Source organism: Flavobacterium sp. T12S277, assembly GCF_048514875.1.
Lineage (GTDB): Bacteria > Bacteroidota > Bacteroidia > Flavobacteriales > Flavobacteriaceae > Flavobacterium.
Window position 1 is genome coordinate 201,104 of sequence record NZ_JBLYEG010000002.1, and the last position, 23,431, is coordinate 224,534.

Genomic DNA, 23,431 nt, shown 5'->3' on the forward strand with positions numbered 1-23,431 from the left:
TAAAACAAAAAATCCCATCTTTAAAATGGGATTTTTTTATGCTTTAAAACGGCTTAAAACCAGCCTTTTTGACCAACCTGATAGGTTTGATAAAACTCTTCGTCTGTTCTTGTCAGATAGATTATTCCTTCGATAATGCCTATTATACCTCCAATTCCGAATACAAATCCAAGAATAAGCTGGATAATTCCTTCCTTATTATATCCCAAATAGAATTTGTGAATACCCAGAGCACCTAACAAAATTGCTAAGATTCCTGCAACTACTTTTTTATTCTCTTCCCGATGAACCGGAGGATTATTCCAATGTTCTGTTTTACTGTTTTCCATTTTTATAGTGTTTTTTAGTTATGCTAATTCAACTTTATGAGGATGGAATTCTGAGGTCTTAAAACCAAATCGATTGATGCAAAATATCATCAAAAGAGCTTTCCCGGATAAAAAGAACCAATCGTATCAAATGATAAAAGGCTAAAAAATAAGCCATATTGTAGGCTAATTTTCTATTGTACAGCAGTCCCGAAAAATATTCTTTTTTGGTAATAAGTTCAGTTGTCAGTATAATGATGGTAAGCCAGCAGAATACGATAACAAAAGGCCCCAATATATGGTAACTAAGAGATTTGTAGATGTCACCCTGATAAAAATAAACCAGTGATTTGGTGATACCGCAACCCGGACAAGGAAAACCAGTCACCATTTTGAAAGGACAAAAGGACTGATCTGATTCCAGATGGTTATTATGATTGTCAAGCATTAAAAAAAACGGAACTATCAGTGTAATTGCTGCACCGATAATTCCGTAAATTTTACGTTTTGTTCTACTATTATTTGTATAATCTGTTGATATCACCTTGTACTATCATTGCTGCTGCAAAAGGGAAAAAGAACCCTAAAACAATTAATAAAGTGGATTGGTCTTTTTGAAGCTCTCCAGTTCTTTGATAAACTTTTGGCAATGCTTCTTTACCAGCCAAGTAATAAAAATAAATGTTTACCGGTGTACAACATCCTGCAAAAATTGCAATCGGCTGTGAGATAACTTCTTTACCTGCAACGGCATTTAAAACCTCAGATACTTTAATGTTCCAGTAAATTAAGTACAATCCGCATGTTAAAAATCCAAAAAGCAATACCATAACTGGATCTACCTTAAATACCGGAATTGGTTCATTAAAATTATTAGACGTTTCTTTTAAATCGTTTTCCATTTTTTTTAGTTAAAATTAATTGGTTATGTCCTACTCTTCGGATTTTCGGTTCCTCCTATTTAGAAACAATATTATTAAAAATTAACTTTAAAAACTAATTATCGCCCAAAATTCTACAGAAAAGACTCGTTATTTAATTGTAAAAACAAGCCCAAAACGTTGTCCTTCACCAGTAAAACTATCTCTGAAAGACCGCTTTTATTTTGTCCGCAATTACCTGCGCCAACCGTTCGTGACTTTCAAAAGTCCAGCCTGCGATATGAGGGGTTAGTAAAACATTTTTAGCTTCGAGCAAATATTTAAAAGCCTCGGGCGTGCTTTCTTCCTGAAACAGGGTCTCAAAAGATAATTTCTCATACTCCAAAACATCCAAACCGGCGCCTAAGACTTTTTTAACCTTCATGGCTTCCACTAAATCTGCTGTCACAATATTTTTACCGCGTGAGGTATTTATAATCCAAAAGGGCTTTGCGAAAGCATTTATAAAATTTCCATTCACCATTTTATCGGTTTCAGGAGTCCACGGAAGGTGCAGGCTTAACACATCACTTTTTTGCTGAAGCTCTTCCAGTGAAACCTGTTTTGCATTTTCATCTCCTACATGGTCGAGAATATCATAACACAATACTTCGGTCTCAAAGCCGCGAAGTTTTTTAGCAAATGCTTTCCCCATGTTTCCGTAACCAATGATTCCCACGGTTTTGCCATCAAGTTCGTGTCCCCTATTGCTCTCACGGTTCCAGTGTCCTGCTTTTACTTCAGCATCGGCCTGATTGAGATTGTTAAACAAAGACAAAATCACTCCCAAAGAATGTTCTGCAACTGCATTGCGATTTCCTTCCGGGGCAGCAATTAAATGAATTCCTTTTGTTTCGGCATACTCGCAATCGATACTTTCTAAACCTGCTCCTACTCTGGCAATAAACTTTAAGTTGACCGCATGATCCAAAAAGTTCTTGTCAATTTTAAAGCGGCTTCGAATGACAATTCCGTTATAGTCCTGAATTTTTGCTTCAATTTCTTCTTTAGAAGATTTAAAATCAGCGTGGTTTTCAAAACCGGCATCTTCCAGTTGTTGCCATAAAATTGGATGATTGCTATCAATATGAAGAATTTTTATGCTCATGGTATTCTATTTTTATCAAACAAAAATACAGCTTATTCTTTATTTAAGCCGTTCTTTAAGTTTGCCGTTTTTACTATTAATCTCCAAAAATCAAAGCGACTACTCCTAAAGATGTTTAAAAAAAATCATCAATTTCTCTATTCTAAGTTTCATAGCAGAGTCATTAACCACTGGAATTAAGCCTCTTACACGCTAAAGTTCTCATAAACTTAACATGATCAAACTATTTAATTTCATACTTTTATGGGTGAAATTAAATTTCAGAAAATAATAGGCCCCATTTTGCTTCATCACATTGAGTTTTAAATAAGTAATTATATTTTAATCAATTAAACTTCAGTAATTATGGCAACAAAAGATTTAACTATTATTTTAGTCCACGGCGCTTGGGGAGATGGTTCACATTGGCAACATGTAATTCCCGGATTAGTAAAAGAGGGATATAAAGTACGAAGCGTTCAAAACCCATTGACTTCTTTACAAGATGATATTAATAAAACTCAGGATTTGATTGATGCACAGGAAGGGAAAGTACTTCTGGTGGGCCATTCTTACGGAGGAGCAGTAATCTCAGGTGCAGGACATCATGATAAGGTTGTAGGTTTAGTGTACATTGCCGCATTTGCTCCTGATGCAGGAGATAGTCTTGGAGCTCTTTTAGGACGAAGACCCGGATCAGGCGGAGCCAGTATCTATCCCGACCCAAAAGGTTTTTTATGGATCAAGTACGATGAGTTTCACGAAGCATTTGCTCAGGATTTAGATAAAGAAGAGGCTCTGATTTTATCATTGGCTCAAAAACCTATCCACGGTCAGTGCTTTGGAGATATCGCAGGTGAACCGGCATGGAAAACAAAACCAAGCTGGTATCAAATTTCCAACTTCGACAATATGATTCCGCCAGAAACAGAAAAAGAAATGGCAGAGCGAATCCAACCTAAAAAAATCATTCGCTTAGATGCAGGACATGCTTCGTTGGCATCACATCCTAAAGAAGTGACAGCCTTAATTTTAGAAGCAGCTGCAACCCTCTAAAAAACACTCCAAACCGCTAATCTGATTGGCGGTTTTTTTGTTTATAAGGCAATCCTAAACACCAACGCCAAGCCTCTTAATTTTTTATTCGTTAGTTTTTTTTTAACTTTGGAAATATAAGCCTTAAAAAAATCGCTTCAAAATCCTCTGAACTTCAATAAAAATGAAATTAACAAAAACTTTTAAAGCCTTCTTTAACAACGAAAAATCAGGAGGACTACTCTTGCTTTTTGTTACCATTATATCGCTTTACCTCGCCAATTCCTCTTTTCAAACCGAATATATTGCTTTCTGGGAAAAAGACCTGAACGGGCATTCCATCACGCACTGGATTAATGATGGCTTGATGACTATTTTCTTTTTATTAATTGGGCTAGAACTAGAAAGAGAGATTTACCACGGTGAATTGTCTAATATTAAAAACGCCTCTTTACCCATCATGGCTGCTTTGGGCGGGATGCTGGTTCCTGCCGCTATTTTCCTGGTTTTAAATTTTGGAACGGCAACTCAAAATGGAGCAGGAATTCCGATGGCAACCGATATTGCTTTTGCAATTGGAATTTTATCTCTTTTAGGAAAAAAAGTTCCCTCATCGCTAAAAGTTTTTTTAACAGCCTTAGCCGTTATTGATGATCTGGGCGCTATAATTGTTATCGCGATCTTTTACACCAGCTCAATAGCCTTTGTAAATCTTGCAATTGCTTTAGGAATCTGGATATTTTTATTTGTGCTGAACCGCATGAAAGTTCAAAACCTCATTCCGTATTTAATTGGAGGTGTCATAATGTGGTATTTCATGCTAAACTCAGGTGTTCATGCTACCATTACGGGTGTTATTCTGGCGTTTGTAATTCCGTTTGGAAATGGCGATGAAAACTCAAGTTCCTATAGACTACAGCACTTTTTGCACAAACCCGTTGCCTTTATTATTTTACCATTGTTTGCTATAGCCAATACTTGCATCGCTATTCAGTCAGACTGGCACGAAGGTTTGAATCACCCTAATACGTATGGAATTATTCTGGGCTTAGTGGTTGGTAAACCTTTAGGTATTTTACTTTTCTCGTCTATTGGTGTAAGTCTTGGATTATGCAGTTTCCCTAAAGCCTTAAAATGGGCGCATATACTAGGTGCCGGAATGCTGGGCGGAATTGGTTTTACGATGTCCATTTTCATAACCATCCTGGCCTTTACCGATCCTGAAACTATTATTTTCTCTAAAATAGCGATTCTAATTGCCTCTGTGCTTTCGGGGCTTTTTGGCTTGTTTTATCTGAAATACACTTTATCAAAGAAAAAAATCGCATAGTTTTTCAAAGGAGAATCAATTGTCAAAAATTTGAAAAAAAATAAAAATAAAAAATCCCAAATTCCAATTTACTAAAACTTGGAATTTGGGATTTTTAATATTGAGATTTAATACCTATCCTTTAATCTGTTTCAAAGAGGTTTTAATTCCTTTTATCAAAGACGAACTGAAACCATTGTGTTCCATTTCGTTCAAACCTACAATTGTACAGCCCTGAGGCGTCGTAACACGATCGATTAATTGTTCCGGATGTACTTTCTCCTCCAGCAACATTTTCGCTGCTCCTTTGACCGTTTGAGCCGCAATTGCCAACGCGGTATTAGAATCAAATCCAATTTCAATACCTGCCTGCATAGAAGCACGAATATATCTCAAGGCGTATGCTGTTCCGCAGGCACCAAGTACTGTTGCAGCATCCATTAATTTTTCATCGATAACCGGAGCAGTTCCAAGATCCTGAAATAACTCAACAATTGGCAATGCTTTTTCCCTGTCTTTTTCAGGAAAAGAGATACAGGTCGCCGATTCACCAAACTGCGCTGCTATATTGGGCATAATTCGCACTACCGCAAATTCATTATTGGTTTTCGACTGAAGCATGTCCAAAGACAATCCGCTTACAGCCGAAGCAATTGTTTTTCCTTTTATTACGGGTAAAATCTCCGCCAAAACTACATCTACCTGATACGGTTTTATGGTTAAAATAACCACATCGGCTTCCTGAATTGTATGTTTATTGTCTGAAGAAACCGTAATTCCATACTCTGTTAAATACTGAATACTGGCCGTGTTTCTTCTTGTGACGGTAACCTGGTTGTGTTTAGAGAATTTGGCAATTCCCAAGGCAATAGAAACCCCAAGGTTTCCTCCTCCTATAATGTGTATTTTCATACTGGTTGTTTTTTGAATTATTGTTGGTTGATTAATAGCTTTAAATCATTTCAATACAGCAGCAATTGAGTGTAATTCATTTTTACTTCAATAAAGTTTTTATGAATTACACCATCAATAGGCTGTATTTGGTTTTTATAATAACTTCCCTTTTAATAGTAAGGAAGCGATAGTAAAATAGATAACTAATCCCGTAACATCGACTAAAGTAGCCACAAACGGTGCTGATGAAGTTGCGGGGTCCAGTTTGAGTCTTTTTAACAAAAAGGGTATCATAGATCCCGAAAGCGTTCCCCATAAAACAATAAAAACTAAGGAAAGAGAAACGGTCAAACCAATTGTTAACCAATGTTCTCCATATTCATAAAGACCAGTTTGCTGCCAAACCAGAATCCTGATAAAACCAACAATACCCAGAATAGCACCCAGTAAAAAACCTGATGCAATCTCTTTCTTCATTACATACCACCAGTCTTTTAAGGTAAGTTCTTTCAATGCCATAGCACGAATGATAAGTGTCGCTGCCTGTGATCCCGAATTTCCTCCACTCGAAATAATAAGCGGAACAAATAAGGCTAAAACTACTGCTTTCTCAATTTCGCCTTCAAAGAAACCCATTGCCGAAGCTGTAAACATTTCACCAATAAATAAAACCACTAACCAGGTGGCTCTTTTTTTGACCATTTCACCCAAACGTGTCTGAACGTATGGCAATTCAAGAGCTTCCAATCCCCCGAATTTCTGAATGTCTTCGGTATCTCTTTTCTCGATTTCGTCTTTTATGACGTCAATAATATCATCAATCGTAATTCGGCCCACTAAACGTCCCAGTTCATCTACCACCGGAATTGCCTCCAGGTCGTATTTATCCATCATTCTGGCGACTTCAACATCGGGTGTTTCTACGTTTACCGAATACAGTTTTCGGATATAGATATCGGAGATTTGCGTTTTGGTCGATGTTGTCAACAGGTCTTTAAGCGACAATCTGCCCTTAAGTCTGTTTTCATCATCAACAACATAAATCGAATGTACTCTGGAAACATTTTCTGCCTGAATACGCATTTCTTTCACGCAAGTCAGCACGTTCCAGTTTTCGTTGACTTTCACCAACTCTTTGTGCATGATACCTCCGGCAGTATCTTCGTCGTAACGCAATAAATCAACGATTCCTTTTGCGTGTTCTACGTCCTGAAGCTCCGAGATTACCTCTGCTTTTCTGTCTTTTGAAAGTTCACCAATAATATCTGCCGCATCATTGGTTTCAAGTTCATCCAGCTCTTCAGCGATTTCTTTTGGCGAAAGTCTGTTTAAGATTTGTTCACGCAAATCATCCTCTAATTCCAGAAGAATTTCGGCTGTTTTTTCGCTATCTAAAACCTTAAAAATATAAGTGGCTTCATCAATGTCAATTTCATCAAGGATTTCAGCGAAATCCGCATGGTGCATGTCATTTAATAAAAATTCAAGCTCCTTATTGTCTTTAGCTTGGATGAGTTGAGCAATTTTTTTAATTAGCTCTTTACTTATTTTAAACTCCATCGGCTTCTATTTTTTGAGTCAAAGCAATAAATTCTTCTACACTAAGTTGTTCCGGACGTTTATCAAAGATAGTGTCTTCTCGCAACTTATCGGTTAAATTTAATGTTTTCAAACTGTTACGTAATGTTTTTCGTCTTTGCTGAAAAGCCGTTTTCACTACTGTAAAAAACAACTTTTCTCCGCATGGAAGGCTATAGTCTTCCTTTCGGGTCATTTTCATCACACCCGACTTGACCTTGGGCGGAGGAATAAAAACGTTTTCATCTACCGTAAACAGATACTCTGTAGTATAGAAAGCCTGGGCCAATACGGATAAGATTCCGTATGCCTTTGAGCCTTTTTTCTCGCAGATGCGTTCTGCAACTTCTTTTTGAAACATCCCCGAAAATTCCGGAATCTGATGTTTGAATTCTAAAGTTCTAAAAACAATCTGCGTCGAAATATTATAAGGGAAGTTTCCGATAATAGCAAATTGCTTGTTCTCGTAAACCTCGTTAATATTGTATTTCAGGAAATCCTGAGAGATAATTTTATCTTTTAGTTTTGGATAATTTTCACCTAAATACGCCACTGATTCGGTATCGATCTCGATCACATGTGTATTAATTGGTTTGTCAAGCAAATACTTAGTCAACACACCCATCCCCGGTCCTATTTCTAAAACCTCATCATATCCGTTAAGGCTTAAGGTATCTGCAATCGCTTTGGCGATACTTTCATCCTTCAGGAAGTGTTGTCCTAAATGTTTTTTGGCTTTTACTTTTTCCATTCTCTTTTCTGGATTCTTAGATTGTTAGACTATTAAATTTCTCGAAAAATCTAAGAAGTCTAATGATCTAAAAATCGATTTTTAATGTTCTGAAATCACTTCTAACTCTGTTCTGAAAGAAAGCATTTTATCGGCAAACAATCCTAGTGCTTCTTTATGAAACTGAGGTTCGTCTTCGATATAATAGCGATCCAAAGTCTCCTTACTGTCTGTAACATACTGAACAGAATATGTAATTCCGCCCATTTCTTCCTCTATCATTACTCTGACAATTCTCGCCGAAGAAAACTTCTTTGTGGCTAAAATTTCAGGTATGTGTTTTTCCTGCATCCACTTCAGCCATTGGTCGTGAACACTCTCGTGTATATTGGTGGTAACGTTGTAAATTATCATTTCTTTTTAAAGGTTCTGAGATTCTAAGGTTCTAAGGTTCTGAGTTTTTTTATCTACTACATCCTTAAAAACAAATCATCGTATTGCTAATTCTCTTTTTTTGGAATTTGGAATTTGCTTTTTGGCATTTACAAATTCTTGTCTCCTCTTAACTGTCGGTATTTTTTCCTCGCATCCACAAAATAGATACTGTCCTGATGGTTAAAAATTACCTTCTCATATAATGGCTTCGCCTTTTCTGCATCATGCAGTTCATCATCGTAAATTTCTGCTGAGAAAAACAAGGCTTCATCCACATAAATTCCATCACCATGATGCTCAATAATCTGCTGATACTGCCCTAAAGCCGAGGTATAATCCTTCAGACTTTCGTAAATTTTACCTAAACGCAACATTGTAACAGCTTCTATTTCCTGTCCTTTAAAGCTTTTCAATATCCCCTGAAACTGAGCAATTGCTTCCTGCTTTTTATTCTGATACATTAAAAAATCGCCTTTGGCAAACTGCTTTAACGCGGTTTGTGTTGAATCGGCAACCGTATTATCGTTGATCAGTAAAAAATACTCGAGCGCATCATTGGCAATTAATTGCGTATTGGCAGCTTTCAATTCTTTAAACTGTTTCAAAGCCCATTCAAAATCGCCTTTGTAATAACTCGTTTTGGCTGCTTTTAAACTCGCTTCGTGCGCCATGACATCATTCTTTAAATCCAATTGAATTTGCGAATAATAAATCAGCGCCTGATTGAATTTCTCTTCCAAAAGCAGGATGTCAGCCAACTCCATCTTTGCATCTGCCTGCTGATAAGCATTCAAATTTAACTCCAACGCTTTCTTGACAATTTCCTTGGCTTCTTCGGTCTTTTTAAGATTAAAGGCCAGGAAATGCGCCTGAATTATTTGCAAAGATAAGGTAAAAGGAGTTATTTCATAGGTTGTAAGCAATTGTTGTAACTCGGTACTAATAATTGCATAGTCTTTTTCCTGTGCTTTATCGATTTTAATCTGCATCAGAGACGAATTTGTCTGAATGAGTAAATCAAGATCTTTGGTGTTCAGAAGGATAAAATTCAGGATTTCTTCGGCTGTCTCGGTGTCGTCCTCATTCAATGCAAACTGTCCTAAATTAACAATGCTCGAAAGTGATTCGGGTTCCCGTTTGTAGATTGCTTTTTCCTGAATGAAAGCTTTTCCGAATTCTTTCTGCTGTACATAAAACCAACTCAGGTAATGATTCCAAAACACATCCTGATCTTTTTGTGTTTTCAAAATCAAAGCTTTACGCATCGCATCTTTAAAAGCCGTATTATCGGTTTCACCATTCATGAAACGCGATAGCTGTGTCTGAATTAAATTGGCATTCTGTGGATTCTTATACGATTCCGTCAGCAAAAGATCAATCATCTGATCGGTTTTTCCCAATTGTCCGTACAACATTCCGATTTGAAAATTGAAATTGTAATTGGGCTGCACCAGCATTGCCGTCTGATAAGCGCTTAAGGCATATTCGAGCAATACCTTTTTCTCGAAAGAATTGCCCACTCCGTAAACATCATTCGGATTGGTTTTGATTTTTTCGATCGCCTGTTCGTAGTAGCTTTTGGCTTTGGCATCGTTTTTTTGCAGTTGAAAATTATATCCCAACTCTACCAAAAAAACGCCCTGCTTGTATTTGTTGTAGCGATCCTGAATTACTTTTTGTGCTTTCTCAAATTGCTGTAACTGCTGATAACAATCGATCGTTCTTAAAAAGTATTGGGTATTGGACGGTGCACTATTTAAAAGCTCTTCGTAACTGATTTTGGCTTTTTCAAAATCACCTTTATCGTAATAATACTGTGCAAGCTGTTCATTCTGTGAAAATGCAAAAGTAGACCAGAACAAAACGATATAGATGATGCAGTTTTTCATATTTTAGTCTTTTATATATTCGGTAATGATCTAATTTTCAACAGCTACTAAAAACCTCAACCGTACCTGTAAACATGTACTGCTTACTGAACGTCGTGACTGTAAACAGTAGCTTTTGATTTCCAGACAATCAATCCCAAACCAATCAAAATAAAAGGAATACTCAATATTTGTCCCATATTAATTGGCATACTGTTTTCGAAAGCTTCCTGATTTTCCTTGAAAAACTCAATTATAAATCTCGCGAGAAACAATAACATCAGGAAATACCCGAAGATTAACCCGTCGGCTTTTCGAATTTTCTCTGACTTGTACATTGCATACAAAATTACGAAAATCAACAGATAAGCAAATGCTTCATAAAGCTGGGTGGGATGTCTTGGAATCATGTCGTCTCTTTGAAAAACAACACCCCAGTCTCCATTGGTAGGTTTTCCGTAAATTTCAGAATTCATAAAATTCCCAAATCGGATAAAAGCTCCTGTAACCGGAACTCCAATTGCCATTTTATCTAAAAGCCATAAGAACTTAACTTTATATTTTCGACAATACAAAACCATCGCAATTAAAACTCCAATTGACCCTCCATGACTCGCCAGTCCCTGATATCCAACAAATTTATAAACTCCTGCCACTTTCTGAATGGGCAGCAAAATTTCTATCGGATGTTGTAAAAAATAGGACGGCTCATAAAAAAAACAATGCCCCAATCGTGCTCCCAAAATTGTCCCAACGATTACATAAACCAGTAAGCTATCGAGATTGTCCAGCGAAAGATTTTCTTTTTTGTAAATGTTTCGCACAATAGCATAGCCCAGTAATAATCCACAGGCAAAGAAAGCACCATAATATTTTAACGGAAAACTATCTGTTATCCAAAAAATAACGGGATCTGCGTCCCAATTTAAAATCCCTTTCATCTTCCTCTTTTTTTTAGTTGTAGTTCTTAGTCTAAATTAAGAAACCTAACAGATTTTGGAACCTGTTAGGTTTAATTCTAAGTACTGTAAAATTTAGTTTATAATATCAAATCCACAGTAAGGTCGTAATACTTCCGGGATTACAATTCCTTCCGGGGTTTGGTAATTTTCTATGATTCCGGCCAAAACTCTTGGCAATGCCAATGAACTTCCGTTTAAGGTATGTGCCAGTTGGTTTTTCCCGTCTTTGTCTTTGAAACGCAATTTCAGACGATTGGCCTGGAAAGTTTCAAAGTTAGAAACTGAACTGATTTCTAACCAGCGGTCCTGTGCTGTAGAAAACACTTCGAAATCATAAGTCAAAGCCGATGTGAAACCCATATCACCACCGCACAAACGTAAAACGCGGTACGGTAATTTTAATTCTTTTAAGATGTCTTTTACATGCTCTACCATTCCGTCTAATGCTTCATAAGACTTCTCAGGGTGTTCAACACGTACAATTTCTACTTTATCAAATTGGTGTAAACGATTTAATCCACGTACGTGAGCTCCATATGAACCAGCTTCACGACGGAAACATGGCGTATAGGCGGTATATAAAACCGGCAATTCACTTTCGTTTAAAATTACATCACGGAACAAATTAGTAACCGGAACCTCAGCTGTTGGAATCAAATACAAATCATCAATTGTTGAATGATACATTTGTCCTTCTTTGTCCGGTAACTGTCCTGTTCCATATCCTGAAGCTTCATTTACCAAATGCGGTACCTGAACTTCATTGTATCCGGCAGCAGTATTTTTATCTAAAAAGTAATTGATCAAAGCACGTTGCAAACGAGCTCCTTTACCTTTGTAAACCGGAAATCCTGCTCCTGTGATTTTTACACCCAGTTCAAAATCGATGATATCGTATTTTTTTACCAATTCCCAGTGTGGCTGTGCACCTTCATGCAAAACCGGAATATCCCCTTCCTGAAAAACATTTAAATTGTCATCTGGTGTTTTTCCTTCCGGAACAATATCAGCCGGTAAATTTGGTAAAGTGTATAATTTATTGGTTAATTCGGCAGCTAAAGCTTCTGCTTTTTCGCCCAATTCTTTGCTTTTTTCTTTTAAGGAAACTGTTTTTTCTTTTAAGATTGCCGCTTTTGATTTCTCTCCTGCTTTCATCAATTCCCCTATATCTTTGGATAATTTATTAGATTCAGATAAAGTGTTGTCTAATTCTACTTGTGTTGCGCGACGGTTTTCGTCTAATTGCACCACTTCTTCCACAACGCTTTTAGCATCGATATTACGTTTTGCTAAAGCCTTGATTACTTTCTCCTGATTCTCTCTAATAAATGCGATTTGTAACATAGCTTGTTTTTTATAACTATTGTATTTTTTTATAATGGAAGCAAATTTAAGGAAATGTTTCCTAAGATCACGACAAAGTTGATTCTAAAGTTATTTCGAGAGTTATTACACAGAGATACACGAAATATTCGCAGAACTGCGCAAAGAATTTTATATAAATCCGTTATTTAACACATAGCAACATAGGTTCTGTATCTATAAACAAAGGGATTTCACTTCATTTAAATGCGCATAGTCTCTTATGTGAAAGAAATATATTTCTTTTTTGTTCTCTTTTTTACACCTAAAATCTAGGATTCGATATGTTGAATCATTTTTTGTTAATTATGGCCAAAGGGGCAAATTCTTCTCAAAAATAATATGTGTCGAGCCTATGGCTCTTTTGTGGTTATGCCTATTTTTTATGACGGATTAAAATCCATCGCTACAATATTGGTCGAGCCGACGGCTCTTTTATCGTTATGGTTATTTTCTACGACGGATTAAAATTCGTCGCTACAATATTACTCGAGCCGATGGCTCTTTTGTCGTTATGCTTATTTTATACGACAGATTAAAATCCGTCGCTACAATATTGGTCGAGCCGATGGCTCTTTCATGACCTTAATCTTTAATCTTATGAAAACTATTTGAACCTGGATTGTTATCCATTACCAACAAAAATAACCACATTCTCGAGTCGATGGCTCTTTCACAACATTTAATTTTTATCTTATCAAAACCTATTTGAACATCAATTGTTATTCATTAACAACAAAAACAGCCGCATAATTGAGTTCCGAAGGAACAACAAATTTTGTAGCAACGGATTTTAATCCGTTGAAAATAAAGCGTCTTCAAAATTAAGTTCCAGAGGAACGATACATTTCACAACAACATTAAACCACAGCAATGATTTTCAATTCATTTTAATACATAACGACAAAGGTTCTCTATTCCTAAAAAAGGTATTTCACTTCATTTAAATGCACTCAACGGGTTATTCTTTAATCACCCTAAAACTTGCTGTTGCATCTGTTGTAGTCACTTTCAGCACATAAAATCCGGAAGACAAAGTCGAAATATCTATTTTTCCGTCGACACTTTTGCCTTTTAAAACGGTAGCGGATTCAAAATTAAAAAACTCATAATCGAAACTTTCGGCATCAAAATCTTGTATTGAAATCACCGTTTTTGCAGGATTCGGAAAAACAAAAGGCTTTTTGGTAATTGCAATTTCCGACTGGGTATTCTGACAGGCGTTTTCTAATAAAGAGGGCAAATCTGTTTCGTCATACACTAAACTATAATTGAGTTCTTTTGCTTTCTGAAACCATTCGCAGGCCTTTTTGTACTTATGCTGATCGAGATAAATGATGCCAAGATTTTTCATGGCATACGAATTGTTTTTATCTCTTTCTAATACCAATTTCAAATCGGCAATTCCTTTATCTGATTCTCCTAATTTATGATAAAGTAAACCGCGGACAGTTCTTAAATCTCTGCCTCCGTAAGCCGAAGTTTGTTCGGCAATTACTTTTTCAGACACAAAAGCTAAGGCAATATTTTCCATTGCTTTCTCATATTCTCCACTATCGCTGTACAATCGTGCAAGTCCCCATCTTGCGTACGGATGATCCGGTTTTACCGCTACGATTTTCTCCAAATAAAAACGTGCCGGATCGTCTATCTTTCTGCGTTGCAGCAATGACGCAAAGTTGTACAGAATACGCAAATCGTCAGGGGCACTCTTTATTGCTTTATGGTAATACTGAATCGCAAAATTATCCATTTCGCGCGAAGCATAAACAAATGCTAAGCGGTCATACAGTTTGCTTCTAAACAGATCCTTTTTTTGTTCTAAAGAATCTGCCAGAGCGATACTTTTATTTTTTGGGTCCTTATCAACCGCATATTCTACCTTTTTCAAATCTTCAAGAGCCAAAGTGATATTACCAAGACTCACGCTTAACACGCCGCGATTGTACAAATCATTAACTTTTGTGGGATTGTAATTGGTTTTGACATTGATTTCGGTAAGCAGTTTAAGAGCCTTTTTTACCGTTTCTTCCCTCTCTTTAGTAAACGGCAATTTATGATCGGTTCTGCTTATTTGTTTTCCATGCGAAAAATTCCAGGTGACTAATTTCTCTCCTTGTTGGTTGTACTGAAAACAATCGGAATCTTTTAGACCTTTTTCATCATAATAAAAAACCTCATTCAGTTTTCCATTCGGATAATAGGTTTTGGTACTGTCCGGATTGTTATCTGGTCCGTACCAAATTTGTACCGAAACGACATGATCGTCATAATAATAACGAGTAACATTATCAACGACATTCGTATTTTTCACCTGACCTGATAAGGCGACAGGCAAAAACAACAAGGCAACGGTTCTTTTTATACAGCTGAAATTTTGTGCTCTCAAAATTTTATGGGTTATGCAGAAAATGCATTTTGGGTAAAATTATTTGTTTTCTATCAATAACGCTTTCAATTCATCGGTTTTTAAACAAGCCGCAAACCTGCCTGATAACAACAAAACTTCTCTTTCTTCGAAAAAACTTTACGGCTTCGCGGCTTTGCAAGACTAAAAACTAAGCCCTTTTAATCTCATGTCCCACAAATTCCTCCAAAGTCGCAAACATATCGTCTACAGAAAGGACTTCAAAATCGGGATGATTTTTTAAGAAATTAGCATTTAAGGTAACCAGATTTTCCTCTAATTCATAAAACGTATCGTTGTTCAGCAAATCACGTGTTGGATTAACGCCTTCCAGTTTTCCGCTTACAAATTTATTAAGCTTTACGCTGCTCATCAATTTGACTTTTTTGCTTTGCTGCTGGAACAACTCCAGGTGTTTTTCGGCACCAATCAAAGCAAGGCCTTCTTCGATAAGTTCGTTTAACTCTTTATTCCAACCCGATTTATAAACAAACTGAGCAAAATTCCCTTCAGCATATTGCGAATAGTAATAATCCAGATAATAACTCATCAGGGCATCTTCGTGAATAAACTCGTCATCAACCCCTTCTTCACGCATTAAATTGATTACCGAAATGTTTGAGTGAATCACATCCTGAAGATTTTCACTGTTCATTGCCGTTTCAGAAACTATTATTCTACCAAATTCCTCCATTTTGATTTTGTTTTGAGATTGATTTGCAAATTTCGGAGAAATAATAATAGGAATGAGAATATTTTTTTTGGCGTTTCCCTCCGGGCCGGGCTATCCGCTGCAAGTCCTCGCACTTCCTTTGTCAGGCTGTGGGCTTTTCGCTACTATCCCTAACGCACATTCGTGTTTATAATAAGATTTTGTTTTACGAGATTGTTTTGAAGTAAAAAAGATTATTTTAGCTTGAAATAAGAGGTAACTATGATCACAAAACGTATTATATTTTATTTAATAACAGTCGTATTTTTAAGTTGCCAGGTACAGGAATCCAAAATAGATGAAATTGAATTTTCATACAGCAGTGAACTTAGAATCCCTTACAATAAAGTAAACATAAACATTTCTAAAACACCTAGTAATGACAGTGCAATTGTGCTTATCCAAAGCAAACCATTATTTGACACCCCAAAATGGGCTTATAGTAAAATTGACACCTTTTTTAAAATAGACCACAAAGCTTTTGAAAAGCTCGTTAATGCAACTGCTTCTCTGGATAAAATAGATATGGACAAAGCGCAAAGAAGTGGATTTGACGGAAGTACCTGGAAAATAGAATTTGGCTCTAAAGGGAAAAACGAAAGTTATCGTTTTTGGTCTCCCACTTCTCAAACAAAAGAAAGAGGATTAGATCGCTTCATACAACTATCTGAACATGTTATGGAGATTTCAAAGTTAAAAAAAGAAGAGATTCTTAAAAATTAATATTTATCCAATAGTGTGAGAAAGTCCATTTTGGGTTATAAATGAACTTCAAAAATTAGAAACAGAGATTCAAAGAGAGATAGACAGCTTTTGGAAAGAACTGGAGGAATAAAAAGTATGTTCCAATTTAAACCGCATCCGATTCATCACTATTCTTCTTTTCATTCATTTTTGCCACTAAAGCTTTCAAACGCAAAGCCTGCGCTTTCTTTTCTTCCTGAAGCTTAGCCTTTTTTCGTTTTAGCAATTTGGTATGCAAAGCCTTGTTTTTGCCGTTTTTTTCAGGTCCTTTTGCCATGGTTTCTAGTCTTTTTAATTGCTCTTGCAAAGATAAGAAAGTGATTGTATTGAAGAATTAAAATATACTCTATTAAAAACATGGAATAATGATTGATAGTCTATAGATAAAAAACAAAGGCTCAAAAATGCTTTGTAAATTCTTAAAACCTATAAAACTATCAAAACCATGAAAGAAACAATCTACAAGAGCTTAGTCCTGGCATTACTTCTAACTAATATTTGGGCTGTTACTACATTTTTCATTTATTTTTTTGAAGGTCCCGGATTGTTTAGTGGCTTTAAAACACTTCAATTTTTCATATACTCCTGTTGGGGTTCTGCAGGCTTAGGCCTAGTGATCATATTACTTTCACTTATAAAAAGATTGAAATTTAAATTTAAAATCTTTTCACTCACATTAATTTTCTGGATCAATTTCTTCTTTTCTACTCTTCTTCTGACTACAATAGCATTAGAAATAATTCATTCACAAGCATTTTTTGAAATGTTATTTTATGCCAACATCATTGTTTTTCCAATATCATTGTTGATAATTAAAAAAACTTTAAAACAGTTCAATAATCAACTAAATGAATAACCCAAAAAATGACCTTGTTTTTTGTCTTGGAAATCCATTCTAATTTGAAAATTTAAGAATCAAATAGTCAAACGAGATTCAATTCTCTTTTCTTCTTAATTTATTATACTTTTATGGATTATTAGAACGATTGTGAATTTATAATTGATTTTTCATTTCAAAAACAATGACACCAACCTTCTTTGATACCCAGGAAAAATTCAGAACATGGTTAGAAAAACATCATCAAAAAGAAACCGAACTTTTAGTAGGTTTTTATAAAGTGAGCAGTAAAAAGTCAAGTATGTCATGGTCAGAATCGGTAGATCAGGCGCTATGTTTTGGCTGGATCGACGGCATTCGAAAATCGATCGACCATGAAAGTTATACCATACGGTTTACGCCCCGAAAAAAATCCAGTATCTGGAGTGCCATCAACATCAAAAAAATCGAAGACCTCACCAAAGCCGGACTCATGATGCCCGAAGGTCAAAAAGCATTTGAATTTAGATCTGAAGAAAGATCCAAAATTTATTCGCACGAAACTGCCCCTTCAGTCCTTAGTCCGGAATTTGAAAAACAGTTTAAAGCACACCCAACTGCCTGGGAATACTTTGATAACCAGGCGCCCTCATACAAAAAAGTAATGATTCACTGGATTATGACTGCCAAGCAGGAAAAAACCAGACTTTCGAGATTAGAGAAAGCCATACAAATAAGTGGAGAACAAAAACGAATGTTATAAACGCTGTTGTTTTGAAATGGTATAAGCTGTAACTTTATTCCGTTAAAAAAAGAAAAAGCGATGAAAGGAAGAACAGCATTAGAATATTACGTTTTAGATGTATTCTCAAATAAAAGCTACAAAGGCAACCCGTTGTCGGTCGTTTTTACGGATGGCAATCTAGACATCGAAACTTATAAAGATATTGCAAAAGAATTTGGCTATTCTGAAACTTCATTTGTTTATTACTCCAAAGATCAAAAAGCGCTAAATGTACGTTCGTTTACACCCATCGGTTTTGAGATTGATGGCGCAGGACATAATTTATTGGGTGCCGTTTGCGGAGCATTGCTAAAAGAAATGCCCATTTTTGAGGAACAGGACGAGCACAATCGTTTTGTAATCATGAAGAATTCTCCAATACCGATCACCGTAAGCTTTGACCCTAACACGCTTGATCCTATCGTGCAAATGCACCAAAAATCGGCTGAGATTAAACGAGAAATTCCAACTTATAAAATAGCGGTAGCACTGGGTTTAAAGATTGAAGATTTAGACAGTAATGACTTTGTGCCTACCATTGTAAAAACCGAAGTTGCCCACACTATGGTTCCAATCAAAAACAGTCAATTGCTGAACGAATGTGTTCCCGATAATAAATTACTGATCGAGATTTCGAAAGAATACCAATCCGAAGGTTTTTATTGTTTTACCATTAGTTCAAATGAAGACCATATTGTCGAAACACGATTCTTTAATCCGATCATCGGAATAAACGAAGACCCTGCCACTGGAACCGCCGCCGGACCACTGATTGGCTTTTTGACTCAGAAGAAATTTACGAAATCCGACCACGAATATAAAATTCTGCAAGGTGTTAAGTTAAAACAAGCGTCGATGATTGAAGTCATGAACAGAGCCAATGATATTTTGGTTGGAGGTTCGTCTGTTATAACGATGCGCGGAGAACTATACTTATAATACATCCGTTTTTTAAAATTAAACCTTTAGATCATAATGCCTGATTTTAAAAATAAAACATGGATACTCAGCGATTTTATACGATTCGTGCAGGCCAAAAAAGATCGCGCTCTTACCTACGACAGCAACTATTATTACAGTGTTTATGTGCCGGATCATATCGATTCTCTTTCAGCTGAAATGACCGTGTACATTGGAGACACCTCTGAAATTGACGACGATGATAACGAAATTTACCCTCCGAAGGTTCGTGAAATGAATTTTTGGTTTGGATATTCCTGCGACAATTTTCAGGATGTTATTGATTTGGCCACAAAACAAAACCCAAAAGTTAGTATTTCTCAAATCGTTAACTGTCTCAATCATTACAGCCAGTACGATGACTTCTTAGATATAAATTAAAAAAGCTGCACATGATGCAGCTTTTTTTTATGAAAAACAGGAACTTTTACTTTTTAATTTCCTTTGGTAATGTTGGTTTCTGCTGAGGCGGAATTCGTTTCTTTAAAAACAAAATCTGTCCTAAATGACTGGATTGATGCTCCATAACATGAAACCAGCAATATTGGTTTGTCCAGTCGTATCTTTGCTGAACTTCGGCAAACCAGGCATCGTCTCTTTTCTTTAATTCCTCAATAGTTTTAGCTCTTACTTCATTATAAATATCCAAATAATATTGTACATCATGCCCTTTAAATTCATCACGTCCACCCTGATCTAAGTTTAAAGCAATACTCCATTTTTTCTTCTCTTCTTCGTTAAATCCTCTGTTTTCGAAGGTAAAAACCTGATAGTATTTTTCGGCTGCCGCAAGGTGCATGACCAATGCTCCGATTCGGTTAGCTTCTTCGTCATGCAAATAATCAATTTCATATTGACTCATATTCTTCACCGCTCTTTCTACACGCCCCTTAAGGTCTTCAAGCATCGATATCATGTCTCCAATTTTTGGAGATGCTCCTTCCACATTCCCAATTTTTGCTTGTGGTCTTGGTTTAATACCACTTCCTTCCAGCAGCAAACTGTTTTTTCCGTCCGTACTGGATTTGTCAAGTGTAATTTTATACTCTTTCACTTTTACATAAGCATCCTTTGAAATGCCCAGCCCCCACTTCGAAATCTCACCATTTTTTAAAGGTGCTTCAAAACTTGAATTTAAAACCGCCAAAGGTTCAAAAACACCTTTGTCATTCTCGATCAGCAATTCGAATTTATCAAAATAAAACTTTCCGTTATTCAAACAAAGACCTCCAAAACTCAATGATTTACTATTATTATCGATGGTCCCTTCCACAGTATACGATTTCCATTCGTTTGATTTAATGGGTCTGTCACTCATATTATCAAAAAAACCGTCCTCGTCGTTCTTGGTATCTACTCTGGCCCAAACTCCTGCCCAGGACTTAGGTTCGGTAGCCTCCACTTTTACCGATGCAATTACTCTGAACTTTTTCTTTACAGGAGATTGAATTTCTATCGTCTGATTGAAAGATGTCCAATCACTCGAAACCGTCTTTTGTGTTTGGGCATGAGCCAAAACAAAACATAAAAGCAACAATGGGGTTACCAATTTTTTCATTCTTTATATTTTTAAAAATTTAGGTAAATATAACACACTTTTTTAAGGAAATAACTTATCATAATTGAGAAATTAGGCAAAAATGAAAACAAAAAAAAGCCACATCAGTTTAGATGCAGCTTCTTTATCAGAATAACCAAAAACGATGTTCTTAGTTCGTTTTCATTGGTGGTAAATCAAATGCTTTTGATTCGTGTTCGAAATTATTACGGTGTCCGCCATCGCAAAAAGGCTTGTTTGCCGATAATCCGCAACGGCAAAGACCCAATGCAGATCTTCCTTGTAGTCCGTAAACAGCTCCTTCAGAATCCATGATTTCGAAATCGCCTTCTATTTTTATTGATCCGTTTTTATTGATGATCAGTTTTGTCTTGCTCATATTAATTGCCTTTTTCTTGTTTTTTTGAACACAAAGGTTGCGAAATAAATCCTGAAGATTTTAACAGGGATGCTAGTTTAAACTGGTTCTATTTTATGTGTTATTGCGCAGAGATTCGCAAAGATTAATCGTATTGTCCGGCTGAGCGAAGTCGAAGCCTCCTGTTAAGAGTCACTTTGCATGGCTTCGACTTCGCTCAGCCGGACGATCAAACACACTGTTGTCATTTCGACCGAAGGGAGAAATCCTCGCAAGAAGCTCCGCAACAGTGCGCGCTCACCATGTGAGGATTTCTCCCTTCGGTCGAAATGACATAACAATGGGATAAATTTCTTTGCGCCTTCACCTCTTCACGACATCCAAAAAACAAAATTCTTCACGAATCTCTGTGCTTTTTCTCTGTGAAACTCCGCGCAATAACAAAATCTCAATTCTATTGCTTATTTTTGCACTCAATAAAATTGAGTTATGATACAGAATCCAAAGAGATATACTATTACGGCAGCCTTACCATACACCAACGGACCTATCCATATTGGCCATTTGGCGGGGGTTTACGTGCCTGCAGATATATATTCGAGATATTTACGTTTACAAGGAAAAGATGTTGCGTTTATTTGCGGAAGCGATGAACATGGTGTTGCAATTTCGATGAAAGCCAAAAAAGAAGGAGTTACGCCACAACAAGTTATTGATAAATACGACGGCGTGATCCGTAAATCGTTTGCTGATTTCGGAATTTCGTTTGACAATTATTCCAGAACTTCGGCTAAAATTCACCATGATACGGCTTCGGAATTCTTTAGAACCCTGTATGATAAAGGCGATTTTATTGAAGAAATAACCGAACAATTGTACGATGCCAAAGCCAATCAGTTTTTGGCAGATCGTTTTGTAGTTGGAACCTGCCCGAAATGTGGTAATGAAGAAGCATACGGGGATCAGTGTGAAAAATGCGGATCGACTTTAAATGCAACCGACCTGATTAACCCAAAATCGACAATTACCGGGGAAACTCCAATCTTAAAATCAACGAAACACTGGTTTTTACCTTTGGACAGATATACCGAATTCTTAACAGAATGGATTTTGGTTGGACATAAAAACGACTGGAAACCGAATGTTTACGGACAAGTAAAATCATGGGTTGACGGTGGACTTGAGCCTCGTGCGGTAACGCGTGACCTTGACTGGGGAATTGATGTTCCGGTTGAAGGTGCCGAAGGAAAAAAATTATATGTTTGGTTTGATGCCCCTATCGGATACATCTCTTCTACTAAAGAATGGGCTGCCCGTGAAGGAAAAGACTGGGAACCGTACTGGAAAGACGAAGACACCAAACTGGTTCACTTTATAGGAAAAGACAATATTGTTTTTCACTGTATTATTTTCCCGGCGATGTTAAAAGCCGAAGGAAGTTATATTTTGCCAGACAACGTACCTGCAAATGAGTTTTTGAATTTGGAAGGAAATAAACTTTCGACTTCTAAAAACTGGGCGGTTTGGCTGCACGAATATTTAGAAGAATTTCCGGAGAAACAAGACGTCTTGCGTTATGCCTTAACATCAAACGCACCGGAAACTAAAGACAACGATTTTACCTGGAAAGATTTTCAGGCGAGAAATAACAACGAACTGGTAGCTATTTTCGGAAATTTCATCAATCGTGTAGTCGTTTTAACCAATAAATACTACGACGGATTTATTCCAAAACCAAATGATTTCAACGAAGTTGACGAAGCTGCTTTAGCAGAATTGAAAGCTTACCCGGCTGTTATTTCAAGTTCGGTAGAGCGTTACAGATTCCGTGAAGCTTTAGGTGAATTGATGAATGTAGCTCGTTTAGGAAATAAATATTTAGCCGACGAAGAGCCTTGGAAAGTAATGAAAGACAATCCGGAGCGTGTAAAAACTCAAATGTATGTAGCCTTACAAATCGCTGCTGCACTGAGCATTTTGGCTGAACCATTTTTGCCTTTTACTGCGGCTAAATTATCTAAAATCCTAAAAAATGAAGGCAAACTGAAATGGAATGATGTTGCTGAAAATTCAGAATTGATTCCGGAAGGCCACCAAATAGGGGAAGCCGAATTACTTTTTGCAAAAATAGAAGACGAAGAAATTCAAAAACAAATAGACAAATTGGAAGCTACAAAAACCGCTAACCTTGCCGAAAGCAAGCAACCGGAACCACAAAAAGAACTCATTCAATTTGAAGATTTCGCTAAAATGGATATCCGTGTTGGAACTATTTTGGAGGCAGAAAAAATGCCAAAAGCCAACAAACTTCTGGTACTGAAAGTAGATACCGGAATTGATGTTCGTACAATCGTTTCAGGAATTGCAGAGAGTTTTTCTCCGGAAGAAATCATCGGAAAACGCGTTTCAGTTTTAGCCAACTTAGCGCCAAGAGCATTACGCGGTGTAGAAAGTCAGGGAATGATCCTGATGACTACAAATGCCGAAGGAAAACTGGTTTTCATCAATCCGGATGCCGATGCTCCAAATGGTGAAACGGTAAACTAATTGATTTAATTAGAAAATATGGCAATTTGATAATGCGATAATTTTCTAAATTTATA

Annotated in this window: 23 protein-coding genes; 7 read left to right on the forward strand and 16 right to left on the reverse strand. The window is 36.6% G+C overall.

Annotated elements, in window-relative coordinates:
* Positions 1-53 precede the first annotated feature (53 nt).
* From ACN1CN_RS05060 to ACN1CN_RS05075, 4 genes are all read right to left on the reverse strand, one after another.
* On the reverse strand, positions 54-329 hold the full coding sequence (locus tag ACN1CN_RS05060) for a TM2 domain-containing protein (RefSeq protein WP_419134875.1): 276 nt from the start codon (positions 327-329) through the stop codon (positions 54-56).
* Positions 330-387: 58 nt separating this feature from the next.
* Complete coding sequence (locus ACN1CN_RS05065; RefSeq protein WP_264525684.1) at positions 388-852, reverse strand: DUF2752 domain-containing protein; 465 nt, start codon at positions 850-852, stop codon at positions 388-390.
* Positions 827-1,210 (reverse strand): DUF4234 domain-containing protein, encoded by a 384-nt coding sequence (locus tag ACN1CN_RS05070; protein ID WP_173964637.1) that lies wholly within the window; start codon positions 1,208-1,210, stop codon positions 827-829. The genes ACN1CN_RS05065 and ACN1CN_RS05070 overlap by 26 nt, the downstream gene beginning before the upstream one ends.
* A 178-nt stretch (positions 1,211-1,388) precedes the next feature.
* Complete coding sequence (locus ACN1CN_RS05075; RefSeq protein WP_419134876.1) at positions 1,389-2,336, reverse strand: 2-hydroxyacid dehydrogenase; 948 nt, start codon at positions 2,334-2,336, stop codon at positions 1,389-1,391.
* Positions 2,337-2,681: 345 nt separating this feature from the next.
* On the opposite strand from ACN1CN_RS05075, the gene ACN1CN_RS05080 reads away from it, so the two are divergent.
* Both ACN1CN_RS05080 and nhaA read left to right on the forward strand, forming a co-directional pair.
* The gene (locus tag ACN1CN_RS05080; protein ID WP_264525686.1) at positions 2,682-3,371 is read left to right on the forward strand and encodes an alpha/beta hydrolase; all 690 of its coding nucleotides are present in this window, start codon (positions 2,682-2,684) and stop codon (positions 3,369-3,371) included.
* 163 nt (positions 3,372-3,534) lie between these two features.
* Positions 3,535-4,680, forward strand: a complete 1,146-nt coding sequence (nhaA, locus tag ACN1CN_RS05085) for a Na+/H+ antiporter NhaA (RefSeq protein ID WP_419134877.1) — start codon at positions 3,535-3,537, stop codon at positions 4,678-4,680.
* A 114-nt stretch (positions 4,681-4,794) separates the two neighbouring features.
* On the opposite strand, the gene proC is transcribed toward nhaA, so the two are convergent.
* The 9 genes from proC to ACN1CN_RS05130 all read right to left on the reverse strand — a co-directional run bounded on the left by proC (position 4,795) and on the right by ACN1CN_RS05130 (position 15,589).
* The gene (gene proC, locus ACN1CN_RS05090; RefSeq protein WP_419134878.1) at positions 4,795-5,571 is read right to left on the reverse strand and encodes a pyrroline-5-carboxylate reductase; all 777 of its coding nucleotides are present in this window, start codon (positions 5,569-5,571) and stop codon (positions 4,795-4,797) included.
* 135 nt (positions 5,572-5,706) lie between these two features.
* Positions 5,707-7,113, reverse strand: a complete 1,407-nt coding sequence (mgtE, locus tag ACN1CN_RS05095) for a magnesium transporter (protein WP_264525689.1) — start codon at positions 7,111-7,113, stop codon at positions 5,707-5,709.
* The gene (gene rsmA / locus ACN1CN_RS05100; RefSeq protein ID WP_173964631.1) at positions 7,103-7,882 is read right to left on the reverse strand and encodes a 16S rRNA (adenine(1518)-N(6)/adenine(1519)-N(6))-dimethyltransferase RsmA; all 780 of its coding nucleotides are present in this window, start codon (positions 7,880-7,882) and stop codon (positions 7,103-7,105) included. Before rsmA ends, mgtE begins: the two co-directional genes overlap by 11 nt.
* 81 nt (positions 7,883-7,963) lie before the next feature.
* On the reverse strand, positions 7,964-8,275 hold the full coding sequence (locus ACN1CN_RS05105) for a DUF4286 family protein (RefSeq protein ID WP_419134879.1): 312 nt from the start codon (positions 8,273-8,275) through the stop codon (positions 7,964-7,966).
* A gap of 128 nt (positions 8,276-8,403) precedes the next feature.
* Entirely contained in the window at positions 8,404-10,185 is a 1,782-nt protein-coding gene (locus ACN1CN_RS05110) for a tetratricopeptide repeat protein (protein WP_264525692.1), read from the reverse strand.
* Between the two features lie 83 nt (positions 10,186-10,268).
* Positions 10,269-11,105 carry a prolipoprotein diacylglyceryl transferase gene (gene lgt / locus ACN1CN_RS05115; protein ID WP_264525693.1) on the reverse strand — a complete coding sequence of 279 codons (837 nt, stop codon included), beginning with the start codon at positions 11,103-11,105 and terminating at the stop codon, positions 10,269-10,271.
* A gap of 93 nt (positions 11,106-11,198) precedes the next feature.
* Positions 11,199-12,470: a serine--tRNA ligase gene (gene serS / locus ACN1CN_RS05120; protein ID WP_264525694.1), complete on the reverse strand. Its 1,272-nt coding sequence runs from the start codon at positions 12,468-12,470 to the stop codon at positions 11,199-11,201.
* A gap of 979 nt (positions 12,471-13,449) precedes the next feature.
* Positions 13,450-14,877 (reverse strand): tetratricopeptide repeat protein, encoded by a 1,428-nt coding sequence (locus ACN1CN_RS05125; protein WP_419134880.1) that lies wholly within the window; start codon positions 14,875-14,877, stop codon positions 13,450-13,452.
* Between the two features lie 169 nt (positions 14,878-15,046).
* Positions 15,047-15,589 (reverse strand): DMP19 family protein, encoded by a 543-nt coding sequence (locus ACN1CN_RS05130; protein ID WP_419134881.1) that lies wholly within the window; start codon positions 15,587-15,589, stop codon positions 15,047-15,049.
* Positions 15,590-15,829: 240 nt separating this feature from the next.
* Here ACN1CN_RS05130 and ACN1CN_RS05135 point away from each other — a divergent pair, with 240 nt between their 5' ends.
* Positions 15,830-16,330, forward strand: coding sequence for a hypothetical protein (locus tag ACN1CN_RS05135; protein WP_291286614.1), 501 nt, complete (start codon positions 15,830-15,832; stop codon positions 16,328-16,330).
* Positions 16,331-16,457: 127 nt separating this feature from the next.
* On the opposite strand, the gene ACN1CN_RS05140 is transcribed toward ACN1CN_RS05135, so the two are convergent.
* On the reverse strand, positions 16,458-16,628 hold the full coding sequence (locus ACN1CN_RS05140) for a hypothetical protein (RefSeq protein WP_419134882.1): 171 nt from the start codon (positions 16,626-16,628) through the stop codon (positions 16,458-16,460).
* A 745-nt stretch (positions 16,629-17,373) separates the two neighbouring features.
* Between ACN1CN_RS05140 and ACN1CN_RS05145 the strand changes: the two genes are divergently transcribed.
* Genes ACN1CN_RS05145 through ACN1CN_RS05155 form a run of 3 tightly spaced genes read left to right on the forward strand, consistent with a single transcriptional unit; the run spans position 17,374 to position 19,293 of the window.
* Positions 17,374-17,931 (forward strand): YdeI/OmpD-associated family protein, encoded by a 558-nt coding sequence (locus ACN1CN_RS05145; RefSeq protein ID WP_419134883.1) that lies wholly within the window; start codon positions 17,374-17,376, stop codon positions 17,929-17,931.
* Between the two features lie 60 nt (positions 17,932-17,991).
* The gene (locus tag ACN1CN_RS05150) at positions 17,992-18,891 is read left to right on the forward strand and encodes a PhzF family phenazine biosynthesis protein (RefSeq protein ID WP_419134884.1); all 900 of its coding nucleotides are present in this window, start codon (positions 17,992-17,994) and stop codon (positions 18,889-18,891) included.
* A 36-nt stretch (positions 18,892-18,927) separates the two neighbouring features.
* A complete protein-coding gene (locus tag ACN1CN_RS05155) occupies positions 18,928-19,293 on the forward strand; it encodes a DUF7716 domain-containing protein (protein WP_419134885.1) in 366 nt (121 codons plus the stop codon).
* A gap of 46 nt (positions 19,294-19,339) precedes the next feature.
* Here the strand turns inward: ACN1CN_RS05155 and ACN1CN_RS05160 are convergent, their stop codons facing one another.
* Both ACN1CN_RS05160 and ACN1CN_RS05165 read right to left on the reverse strand, forming a co-directional pair.
* The gene (locus ACN1CN_RS05160; RefSeq protein WP_419134886.1) at positions 19,340-20,470 is read right to left on the reverse strand and encodes a DinB family protein; all 1,131 of its coding nucleotides are present in this window, start codon (positions 20,468-20,470) and stop codon (positions 19,340-19,342) included.
* A gap of 151 nt (positions 20,471-20,621) precedes the next feature.
* On the reverse strand, positions 20,622-20,849 hold the full coding sequence (locus ACN1CN_RS05165) for a CDGSH iron-sulfur domain-containing protein (protein WP_070906333.1): 228 nt from the start codon (positions 20,847-20,849) through the stop codon (positions 20,622-20,624).
* A gap of 468 nt (positions 20,850-21,317) precedes the next feature.
* Between ACN1CN_RS05165 and metG the strand changes: the two genes are divergently transcribed.
* The gene (gene metG, locus ACN1CN_RS05170) at positions 21,318-23,375 is read left to right on the forward strand and encodes a methionine--tRNA ligase (RefSeq protein WP_419134887.1); all 2,058 of its coding nucleotides are present in this window, start codon (positions 21,318-21,320) and stop codon (positions 23,373-23,375) included.
* Positions 23,376-23,431: the final 56 nt, after the last annotated feature.

What these genes read in the sequence shown, in the direction of transcription:
- ACN1CN_RS05060 (WP_419134875.1), bottom strand. Translation starts at nt 329, where the DNA reads ATGGAAAACAGTAAAACAGAACATTGGAATAATCCTCCGGTTCATCGG.
- ACN1CN_RS05070 (WP_173964637.1), bottom strand. Translation starts at nt 1,210, where the DNA reads ATGGAAAACGATTTAAAAGAAACGTCTAATAATTTTAATGAACCAATT.
- ACN1CN_RS05075 (WP_419134876.1), bottom strand. Translation starts at nt 2,336, where the DNA reads ATGAGCATAAAAATTCTTCATATTGATAGCAATCATCCAATTTTATGG.
- ACN1CN_RS05080 (WP_264525686.1), top strand. Translation starts at nt 2,682, where the DNA reads ATGGCAACAAAAGATTTAACTATTATTTTAGTCCACGGCGCTTGGGGA.
- nhaA (WP_419134877.1), top strand. Translation starts at nt 3,535, where the DNA reads ATGAAATTAACAAAAACTTTTAAAGCCTTCTTTAACAACGAAAAATCA.
- proC (WP_419134878.1), bottom strand. Translation starts at nt 5,571, where the DNA reads ATGAAAATACACATTATAGGAGGAGGAAACCTTGGGGTTTCTATTGCC.
- mgtE (WP_264525689.1), bottom strand. Translation starts at nt 7,113, where the DNA reads ATGGAGTTTAAAATAAGTAAAGAGCTAATTAAAAAAATTGCTCAACTC.
- rsmA (WP_173964631.1), bottom strand. Translation starts at nt 7,882, where the DNA reads ATGGAAAAAGTAAAAGCCAAAAAACATTTAGGACAACACTTCCTGAAG.
- ACN1CN_RS05105 (WP_419134879.1), bottom strand. Translation starts at nt 8,275, where the DNA reads ATGATAATTTACAACGTTACCACCAATATACACGAGAGTGTTCACGAC.
- ACN1CN_RS05110 (WP_264525692.1), bottom strand. Translation starts at nt 10,185, where the DNA reads ATGAAAAACTGCATCATCTATATCGTTTTGTTCTGGTCTACTTTTGCA.
- lgt (WP_264525693.1), bottom strand. Translation starts at nt 11,105, where the DNA reads ATGAAAGGGATTTTAAATTGGGACGCAGATCCCGTTATTTTTTGGATA.
- serS (WP_264525694.1), bottom strand. Translation starts at nt 12,470, where the DNA reads ATGTTACAAATCGCATTTATTAGAGAGAATCAGGAGAAAGTAATCAAG.
- ACN1CN_RS05130 (WP_419134881.1), bottom strand. Translation starts at nt 15,589, where the DNA reads ATGGAGGAATTTGGTAGAATAATAGTTTCTGAAACGGCAATGAACAGT.
- ACN1CN_RS05135 (WP_291286614.1), top strand. Translation starts at nt 15,830, where the DNA reads ATGATCACAAAACGTATTATATTTTATTTAATAACAGTCGTATTTTTA.
- ACN1CN_RS05140 (WP_419134882.1), bottom strand. Translation starts at nt 16,628, where the DNA reads ATGGCAAAAGGACCTGAAAAAAACGGCAAAAACAAGGCTTTGCATACC.
- ACN1CN_RS05145 (WP_419134883.1), top strand. Translation starts at nt 17,374, where the DNA reads ATGACACCAACCTTCTTTGATACCCAGGAAAAATTCAGAACATGGTTA.
- ACN1CN_RS05150 (WP_419134884.1), top strand. Translation starts at nt 17,992, where the DNA reads ATGAAAGGAAGAACAGCATTAGAATATTACGTTTTAGATGTATTCTCA.
- ACN1CN_RS05155 (WP_419134885.1), top strand. Translation starts at nt 18,928, where the DNA reads ATGCCTGATTTTAAAAATAAAACATGGATACTCAGCGATTTTATACGA.
- ACN1CN_RS05160 (WP_419134886.1), bottom strand. Translation starts at nt 20,470, where the DNA reads ATGAAAAAATTGGTAACCCCATTGTTGCTTTTATGTTTTGTTTTGGCT.
- ACN1CN_RS05165 (WP_070906333.1), bottom strand. Translation starts at nt 20,849, where the DNA reads ATGAGCAAGACAAAACTGATCATCAATAAAAACGGATCAATAAAAATA.
- metG (WP_419134887.1), top strand. Translation starts at nt 21,318, where the DNA reads ATGATACAGAATCCAAAGAGATATACTATTACGGCAGCCTTACCATAC.